The sequence below is a fragment of the Sinorhizobium sp. 8-89 genome, assembly GCF_030124325.1.
In the GTDB taxonomy this organism is placed as follows: Bacteria; Pseudomonadota; Alphaproteobacteria; order Rhizobiales; family Rhizobiaceae; genus Sinorhizobium.
Genome location: NZ_JASKLR010000005.1, coordinates 356,909 through 365,845 on the forward strand (window position 1 = coordinate 356,909; position 8,937 = coordinate 365,845).

Genomic DNA, 8,937 nt, shown 5'->3' on the forward strand with positions numbered 1-8,937 from the left:
TCATGACAGTCTTCAATAAACTGCCAAAGGTCATTTCGCCAGTTTCGTATCCATCAGCGTGCGCGGCCATTCGACGCTCACGCGCGCACCGGAGCTGCCGTTCTCGAAGCGCAGCCGGGCCCCTGAGCGCTCCAGCAAGGTCTTGGCAATGAAGAGGCCGAGGCCGAGACCGCCGGCGCTGTCGTCCTTCTGACGCTTGGTGACGTAAGGCTCGCCGATGCGCATGAGGATATCCGGCGAGAAACCATCGCCATCATCCTCGATCGTCACTTTCACGCGCTCGGCCGTATGCTCCGCCGTGACGGTCACTTTCTTGCGCGCATAATCGACCGCGTTTTCCAAGAGATTGCCGAGCCCGTAGAGAATGCCCGCGTTGCGGATGCCGACCGGTTCGGAAGCGCGATCGCCTTTTTCCCTGAGCTCGATCTCTATCCCGAATTCGCGGTGCGGTGCCATCACTTCCTCGATCAGCGACGAAAGCGGCAGGAGTCGCATATGCTCCTCGCTCTCGGACGAAAGCGTCGTCAGCCGCTTCAGGATATCGCGGCAGCGTTCGCTCTGGCTGCGCAGCAAGTGGACATCCTCGCCGAAGCGAGGGTCGTCGCCGAGTTCCCGCTCCATCTCCTTGGCGACGACGCTGATGGTCGCGAGCGGGGTTCCGAGCTCGTGCGCGGCGGCGGCGGCGAGACCGTCAAGCTGCGACAGGTGCTTTTCACGCTGGAGTACAAGCTCGGTCGCAGTCAGCGCCTCTGAAAGTTCGCTCGCCTCCAGCGAGACCCGGTAGGTGTAGAAGGCGGCGAAGGCCGTCATGGAAACGATCGCGAACCAGATGCCAGCCGTCAGCACCCGCGGGATCAGCAGAACGGTTCCCGGATACCAGGGCAGCGGGAAGGGTGAGAAGGCGAGCGCGGTAACACCGATGACGGCAAGGCCTGCCAGCACGATGCTGTGCGGCTTCGGCTGGGAGGCCGAGGAAATAATGACCGGCACGCACAGCAGCGGTGCAAAGGGATTGGCGAGGCCCCCGGTGATGAAGAGCAGCGCGGTCAGCTGCGCAAGATCGAGGCCGAGCAGCGCAAAGGCAGCAGGCGGCGTCAGCCGGTGCGTCGGCGGAAAGCGGATCGTGAGGAAGGTATTCAGCAGCGCCAGGCTCGCGATCAGCACCGAACAGGGAACGAGCGGCAACGGAAACTGCAGCCACAGCGCAGTGATGACGACGGCGATGGACTGACCACCCACGGCCAGCCAACGCAGGCGAACGAGCGTCTGCAGCCTGAGACTGCGATTGCTGTTCATGTCGTTGTGGTCGAGTGCCATTGCTGCTGCCATGCTGTTGCTTTCCGCTTCAACGCTGCGCCGCCGGATGCGGCATCGCTGCGCAGACTTCGTATTCGATATAATCCCTCAAACGTGTTCCGATCGCGAAACTATACCGCACTTTCATGTACCACGCGGTTTGGCGCGTGTCGTCGGCGTCGCGTTTGCCGGATCCTCCGGCCAGGGGTGCTTGGGATAGCGTCCGCGCATGTCGGCTCTTACATCCCTCCACGATCCGGCCCAGAAGCCCGGCAGGTCGCGCGTCGTCTGGATCGGGCGGTGGCCGGGAGAGATCAGCTCCAGCAACAGCGGCAGCCTGCCGTTGCCGATCGTCGGATGCACTTTCAGGCCGAAAAGCTCCTGCACGCGGATCGAAAGCAAGGGTTCGTCGCCGTCATAGTGAATGGGATGGCGATGCCCCGTCGGAGCTTCGAAATGCGTCGGGGCCAGCTTACCAAGCTCGCGCTGAAGCTCGTAGGGAACGAGGGACAGGAGACCCTCGGCGAGGTCGGAGGCCTTGATCCCGTCGATGCTGCCGGCGCCATGCTGAAACGGCACGAACCAATCGTCGAGGCGCGACAGCAGTGCCTCATCCGAGACGTCCGGCCAGGGCTCGCCGATCGAGCGATGGAGAAAGCCGATGCGATCGCGCAGCTGCGCGGCGTCCTTCGAAAATGGCAGGACGGCAAGCCCCAATTGACGAACGCCGTCGGCGAGCGCGCGTGCCGCGGCTTCTCCGCTCGGGCGCGAAAGCGGCGTTTCCTCGAAAATGATAGCGCCGAGCCGGGTGACGCGGCGGGCGCGCACCTGGCGGCTCGTCCGATCGAAGAAAATCTGCTCCTCGCGCCGGATGGCCTCCGGCATATGCGCCTCGACATCGGCCCTGGTGATTTCCGCGGCTGCGAGCACGCGCTGGGCGCCAGCCCTGCCGGTCAGGTCGACAATGACGAGCATGCCCGCCGCGGCGAGTCGTTCGGTCTCGGGCACCTCGGCGCCGCGGCCGTTCGCCATCACGAAACGCCCCCGCCCGCCGCGCTGGAGCGCGATCCGGTCGGGAAAGGCGTGCATCAGAAACGAACCGGGCAGCGCATTTTCTCCGTCGTTCTTTTGCGTCGAGAGATCCGCCGCCATGCGTCTTGCGAGACCCCGTGCGGCGTCGGCGCGATCGCCGCGGTCCGCCCGGAACCGGCGCAGCCGCTCCTCCAGGTCCAGACTGTTGCCGCCGAGGCCCTGCTCCGTCAGCATCACCGCCAGCAGGCAGGCTTCCCGCGCCTGCCCCTCTTCGGCTGCCGAAACCGCCATTGCAGCCAGCCGGACGGGCAGGGCGAGATCGCGTATCCTGCGGCCGCGCGGCGTCAGCGCACCGTTGGCTTCGAGCGCGCCAAGCTCGATCAGCAGACTGCGCGCCTCGCGCAATGCCGTCTCCGGCGGCGGATCGATAAAGGCGAGCGAGGATGGATCGGTAACGCCCCAATGAGCAAGATCGAGCAGGAGGCCCGAAAGGTCGCTCGCGAGGATCTGCGGCGGCGTGAAGGCGGCAAGCGCCGCGGTCTGGCCCGGGTGCCACAGGCGGATCGCAATGCCGGGCTCGGTTCGCCCGGCGCGCCCGGCCCGTTGATCGGCCGACGCACGCGACACGCGCACGGTTTCCAAACGGGTGATCCCTGTCGACGCTTCGAACACCGGCAGCCGCTGCAGCCCGCTGTCGACGACGATCCGCACGCCGTCGATCGTGATCGAGGTCTCGGCGATCGACGTCGCGAGCACGATCTTGCGTGTACCGGCCGGTGCCGGGCGGATCGCCGCGTCCTGCTCCTTCTGGCTCAAGTTGCCGTAGAGCGGCACGATCACGGTCTTTGCGTCGAAACGCCCGGCGAGGCGCTCAGCCGTGCGGGTGATTTCCGCCTGGCCCGGAAGAAAGGCGAGGATCGAACCCGTTTCGGTTCGGTGCGCGTCCACGATCGCGCGCGTGACCGCTTCCTCGGCGCTCTCGCCGGCGTTCCTGTCCTCGTAGCGAATATCGATCGGAAAACTGCGGCCTTGGCTTTCGATGACCGTAGCGTCGCCGAGCAGCTTGGCGACGCGCCCGACATCAAGCGTCGCCGACATGACGACGATCCTCAGATCGTCGCGCAAGGCCGACTGCACGTCGAGCGCCAGCGCCAGGCCGAAATCGGCGTCGAGCGAGCGCTCGTGGAATTCGTCGAAAAGCACCGCGGAAACGCCGGAGAGTTCGGGATCGTCGAGGATCATCCGGCTGAAGACGCCTTCGGTCACCACCTCGATCCGCGTCCGCGCCGACACTCGGTTGTCGAGCCGCATGCGGTAGCCGACGGTGTCTCCGACCTTTTCTCCGAGAAGCTCGGCCATGCGTCCCGCAGCGGCGCGGGCGGCGAGCCGGCGCGGCTCCAGGAGGATGACCTTGCCGCCATTGAGCCAGGGCTGGTCCAGAAGGAAGAGGGGCACAAGCGTCGTCTTGCCGGCGCCAGGCGGCGCAGAGAGCACGACGGACGGTGCATTTGCGAGTGCATCCCCCATGCGGGGCAGGATGTCGCGAACCGGTAACGGCGGGAGATCGCGCATCAGGCCCCTCCCTCGGTCCCGACCTCGATCACCCTGCCGCCCGCCGCCTCTGCGTCCGCGCTGTCATGGGTCACGAGGATGATCGGGATGCCCGCCGCCTTCGCCTTCGAGAAGACCAGCGCGCGGGTCTGCTGCCGGAGTGCCATGTCGAGTTTCGAAAAAGGTTCGTCGAGCAGGAGGTAACGCGGCGCGGAGACGAGCGTCCGCTGCAGCGCCACCCGGGCCTTCTGGCCGCCGGAAAGCGTTTCCGGATCGCGGTCGAAGAAGCCGGCGAGCCCGACCTGTTCGAGTGCCTGCTCGGCGATTTGCCGTCTTGCGCGATGCCCTTTCACCGCCTGCGGTATCGCGAACATTATGTTGCCGCCGGCGGAGAGGTGCGGAAAAAGCAGGGGATCCTGAAACAGGATGCCGGCGCGTCGCTCGTTTGCCGGCACATCGGTAAGATCTCTGCTTCCGATCAGAATTCGACCGCTGACACGGAAAGCCGGGTCGAGAAACCCGCCGGCAAAGGCGAGCAGGGTCGATTTGCCGGAGCCGGACGGGCCCATGACGGTCAGGACCTCGCCGGGCAATACTGTCGCCGACACGGACAGCAACGTCCGTTCCGCCAGTCGGATCGTCACATCCGCCAGCGTAAGCGGCATCGGGTCATCAGCTGCCTGCATTCACATCCTCATTGCGCGACGGTTGCGGAATAGCAACTGGGGACCAAGCGACGCAACGAGAAATGCGAGGAAGGGGAGGGCCGCCTGAACGAGGGCGTAGACGCCGATGACACGCCGGTCGCCGCCGGCGGAAAGTGCCACCGCCTCGGTGGTGATCGTGGTCAGACGTCCCGCTCCGATCAAAAGCGTCGGAAGATAGAGGCTGACCGATACCGAAAAGCCGACGGCGAGCGCCGTCAGGCAGGCTCGAAACAGGAGCGGCAGCCGGACGGTGAGCAAAATCCGCACGGGCGATTTTCCAAGCCCGGCCGCTATCCGCTCGTAGCGCGGGTCGAGTTCGCGCCAGGGTGCCGACAGCGACAACAGAACGTAAGGCAGGACAAACAGAAGGTGGACGGCGAGGACACTTGGAAAAGCGGGCGTGAAACCGACCGCGATTGCCAGGATCTGCAGGCCGAACACAAAACTGATTTCGGGTACGAGCAGCGGCAGATAGAGAAGCTTGTAGCTCGCACCGTTTCCGGCTTGGCCAGCGCCATTCCGATGGAGCAATAAAATCGCGATAATCAAAGCCAGGGCCGAGGCGGAGAGAGCGAGCCCGACTGTCGTGAGAAGCGGCCCGGAGATTTGCGGCAGTGCGCGCAGCCAGATCTTGCCCGTGATCGCCCCCGGCAGTGCGTTCGGAAACGGCCAGAGCCCGGCGACCGACCAGATGAAAAGGGCGGCCAGTCCTGAAAAAATGATGGCGGCGCAGCCGGCCATTGCCATTCCCGACATTGCGCGAACGACCATGTCCTTCCGGAGCCGCGTACCCGCAAACGTCATGGAGGTCCGCGCCAGCTTTCCGAGCCGCTCCAACGCAAGCCAGATTGCCATTGCCGCAACGACGACGAAGAGTTGCAGCAATGCACCCGCCGAAGCAAGGAACCGCACCCTGAGATCATGATCTGCCGCCCAATGGGCGATACGCACCGGCAGTGTCGCCGGCAGTTGCGGACCAAGGATCATCGCGACGTCGACAACGGAGACCGAATAGGCGAGCACGGCGAAGACCGGTAGCCGGATTTGCCTGTAGAGCGTGGGCCACAGGCTGATCAGAAAGCCGGACACGCGCCCGTAGCCAAGCGCTGCCGCCAGTTGCTGCGCCCTGCGCAGTGGAAGTTGCGGCAAGGCGGCGAGCGTCACCAGGAAGAGGAAGGGGACCTCCTTGGTGATGAGCCCCGCAATCATCGAGAGCGCGAGAGGATCGTTCGGCAGAAGCCAGTCCGGCGGTCGCGTGAAGCCGGTAAGCTCCGGCGAGATCAGCCGGAGAAGGAGGCCGGAAGGCGCGATGAGAAAGGCGAGCGCGAAGGCGGCCGCGGCATGTGGAACCGCAAGCAGCGGCGAAACCAGGTGGTGGATGCGGGCGAAAACCGGCGTGCCGGCAAAGCCCGCAATAAAGGTTCCGACGATTGCGAGCGCGGCGGAGGTCGTGACCAGGCCCGCCGCCAGCGCGATGAGGACGGACCGAAGGATATGGGGCTGGCCGGCGAGTTCGGTGAGATGCGCCATCGTCGGGCGAAGCCCGCCGAGAGCGGGCAGATAGCCGAATGCCGGCAGGATTGTGCCGGCAACCCCCGCCAGGACCGGCAACCCCAGAATGACGACGAGAAGGCCGTTCCCGCTGGCCCGACGCGGGCCCCTATATCGGCCCTGATCACGCCGCCTAGTTCGCTGCCCCATATCGCCGCGTCCATTCCGCCTCGATCCGCGTCATCCAGTCCGGATGCGGCTCGTCGAGGGCGGGTCCAAGTTGATCGGGGCGAAGCGTCGCGACGCCGAGTTCGAGTCGTTCGAAGGCTTGCCGCTCGGCGGCCGGCAGCTTTGCCAGCGACAGGACGGTTGGGTCGCCCCAGATTTTCGGATCCTGCTTGCGCAGCTGCGCCTCGGGCGAAAGCAGGAAATTGGCCAGCAGCAGCGCGCCGGCCTTCGCCGACGCGTTGTAGGGGATCGCGACGAAATGCGTATTGCCGAGCGTGCCGCCCGAAAAGACGAAGGAACGCACGCTGGCCGGCAACTCGCCGTTGGCAATCGCTGCCGAGGCTTCGGCAGGGTTGAAGGCGAAGACGATGTCGAGCTCGCCGTCGGCGAACTTCTGCTTCATGTCGGGATAGTTCTGCGGATAGGCCTTGCCCTTGCGCCAGAGCAGCGGCGTCAGCTTGTCGAGATAGGCAAAGAGCGGTGCCGCATCCGCCGTGAAGGTCGCTTCCTCGACGGGTCTTTGCAGCTTGGTTTTGTCGTGGATCAGCTCGATGAGCACCTGTTTCAGGAACGAGGAGCCGATGAAGTCCGGCGGCTGCGGATAGGAGAAGCGGCCGGGATTGGCTTCTGCCCATCTGAGCAGGCCAGCGGCCGAGTCGGGCAGTTCGCCGCCCGGGGTCCGCGCCGATTCGTAGAAGAAAACAAGCTTGGCCCCGCCCCAGGGGCTCTCCAGTCCCTCGGTCGGTATTGTGAAATCGGTGAGGATGGTTGGCTTGGTCTCATGATCGACATAGACCCAGTTCGGCAGCTTGGTTGCCCAATCTGGACCGAAGAGCAGGCGCTCGCGCTTCATCGCCGCAAAATTCTCGCCGTTGATCCAGATGAGATCGACAGCCCCGTCGGCATCCTTCCCCGCCGCCTTTTCAGCCACGACCGTGGCAACCGCCTTTGCCGTGTCGTCGAGCTTCACATGGACGACGGTGACGCCGTAGCGCGCTTTCATCTGGTCGCCGGCCCACCTGATATAGGCGTTTATGGGTTCGGAACCGCCCCACGCGTTGAAATAGACGGTCTGCCCTCTGGCCTCAGCGGCGACTGAATTCCAGTCTCCGACGTCGGTCGCGGCCGCATGCCCGGCGAGACCGAGCGCCAGCATAACGGCCGTGATGAAGTGTCTTGCCCGCCTGATCATGAACCGTCTCGTTCCCGTCGTCTTCGCACCAGTGTCGGGCGAAGGTAAGCTGCGTGCCGTAGCCGTCAATGCGCGCGAGCGGTGGCCGCTCTCACGATTCGGTGAAACGGACCACGGCTGGCGGCGTGGAAAGGCATGGCGCGGTTTAAGCCCGCGCCACCCGGTTCAAGCTTTCGTCCGATATGTCTCGAAGGCAAGCACGGCGCCGGCCAGATCTTCCAATGCCGCGCCCACGGATTTGAACAGGGTGATTTCGTCCGGCTTCGTGCGGCCGGGATGCGTGCCGCGGGTGAGCTCGAAAAGATCGGCGCGGATGGCATCCCTGGTGATGACGCCGGAGCGGATCGGCTGGACGATATCGCCGCCCTCGCTGAGCGCGCCTTCACGCGTATCGACGAAGATGCTGGAGAGCTGGGCGGCGCGGTCGTCCGATTCCCGCATGCTCGGCTTGAACGCGCCGATGAGGTCGAGATGCGCGCCCGGCTTCAGCCAATCGCCGCGAATCAGCGGTTCGGAGGAAAGCGTGGCGCAGGAGATGACATCCGCTTCGCGCGCCGCTGTCTCGAGGTCGGTCGCGACGGCCACCGATATGTCCTTGAGGCTGAGCTCCCTGGCGGTTGCTTCCGCCTTTTTCGGATCGCGGCCCCAGATCGTCACGTTGCGGATCGGGCGTACGGATGCGTGGGCCTCGATGACATTCGCCGACAGCCGGCCGGTGCCGGCCATCAGCATCCGGCTCGCGTCCTCGCGCGCCAGATAGCGGGCGGCAAGTGCGGACGCGGCGGCAGTACGCCGCGCAGTCAGTTCGCCGCCGTCGACAATTGCCAGCATCTCGCCGGTCTTGCCGGAGGAAAGGAGATAGCTGCCATGAATGGCGGGGAGGCCACGCATCTGATTGCCCGGGAACACCGAAACCATCTTGACGCCGATATAGGCACCCGGTTGCCATGCCGGCATCAGGAGCAGCGTGGCGTCCGCCTCGCCCGGGACCTCGACATCGTGATGATGGCGCACGGGCATGACGCATCCTTTCGCGAACATGTCGCCGAGCGCTTTGACAAGCCCGTCCCACGGCAGAGCCGCGCGTGTCTGCGTCGCATCCAGTACCAGCATTTCGAAGTCTCCCTGTGCCAGGATCCGCGCGACACTAGCAGCCTTTGGCGGCCGCCGAGAAGCACCTTCGGGAGATAGCAGGATGCCATTTGGCAACGGGGAGGCTGACGATCCGAAATTTTACCGTCCGGTCAACGTTTTCCGCGCGCATTTACGGCCCGTTTCAGTCACCTTTCCCGGCCTGTCTGAAATTCCCCTTTGATTTCCGTGTGTTGTGTTTTTTTGCCGTTTTTTTGAAAATGGCTGTTGACTGGGGAAAGGGTGCGGGTCTATAAGCCCGATCACTGACGAGGGCGGCGGCGCTGCTGGCGACGATGACCTTCGCTC

At 64.9% G+C, this 8,937-nt stretch carries 6 protein-coding genes; all 6 read right to left on the reverse strand.

Annotated elements, in window-relative coordinates:
• Window positions 1–30 precede the first annotated feature (30 nt).
• Window positions 31–1,329 carry an ActS/PrrB/RegB family redox-sensitive histidine kinase gene (locus tag QN219_RS13850; protein WP_284000279.1) on the reverse strand — a complete coding sequence of 433 codons (1,299 nt, stop codon included), beginning with the start codon at window positions 1,327–1,329 and terminating at the stop codon, window positions 31–33.
• A 111-nt stretch (window positions 1,330–1,440) separates the two neighbouring features.
• On the reverse strand, window positions 1,441–3,900 hold the full coding sequence (hrpB, locus tag QN219_RS13855) for an ATP-dependent helicase HrpB (protein ID WP_284000280.1): 2,460 nt from the start codon (window positions 3,898–3,900) through the stop codon (window positions 1,441–1,443).
• A complete protein-coding gene (locus QN219_RS13860) occupies window positions 3,900–4,565 on the reverse strand; it encodes an ATP-binding cassette domain-containing protein (RefSeq protein ID WP_284000281.1) in 666 nt (221 codons plus the stop codon). The genes hrpB and QN219_RS13860 overlap by 1 nt, the downstream gene beginning before the upstream one ends.
• Window positions 4,566–6,287, reverse strand: coding sequence for an ABC transporter permease (locus QN219_RS13865; protein WP_284000282.1), 1,722 nt, complete (start codon window positions 6,285–6,287; stop codon window positions 4,566–4,568).
• Window positions 6,271–7,497, reverse strand: coding sequence for an ABC transporter substrate-binding protein (locus QN219_RS13870; protein WP_284000283.1), 1,227 nt, complete (start codon window positions 7,495–7,497; stop codon window positions 6,271–6,273). The genes QN219_RS13865 and QN219_RS13870 overlap by 17 nt, the downstream gene beginning before the upstream one ends.
• Window positions 7,498–7,662: 165 nt before the next feature.
• Window positions 7,663–8,610, reverse strand: a complete 948-nt coding sequence (locus QN219_RS13875) for an ornithine cyclodeaminase family protein (RefSeq protein ID WP_284000284.1) — start codon at window positions 8,608–8,610, stop codon at window positions 7,663–7,665.
• Window positions 8,611–8,937 lie beyond the last annotated feature (327 nt).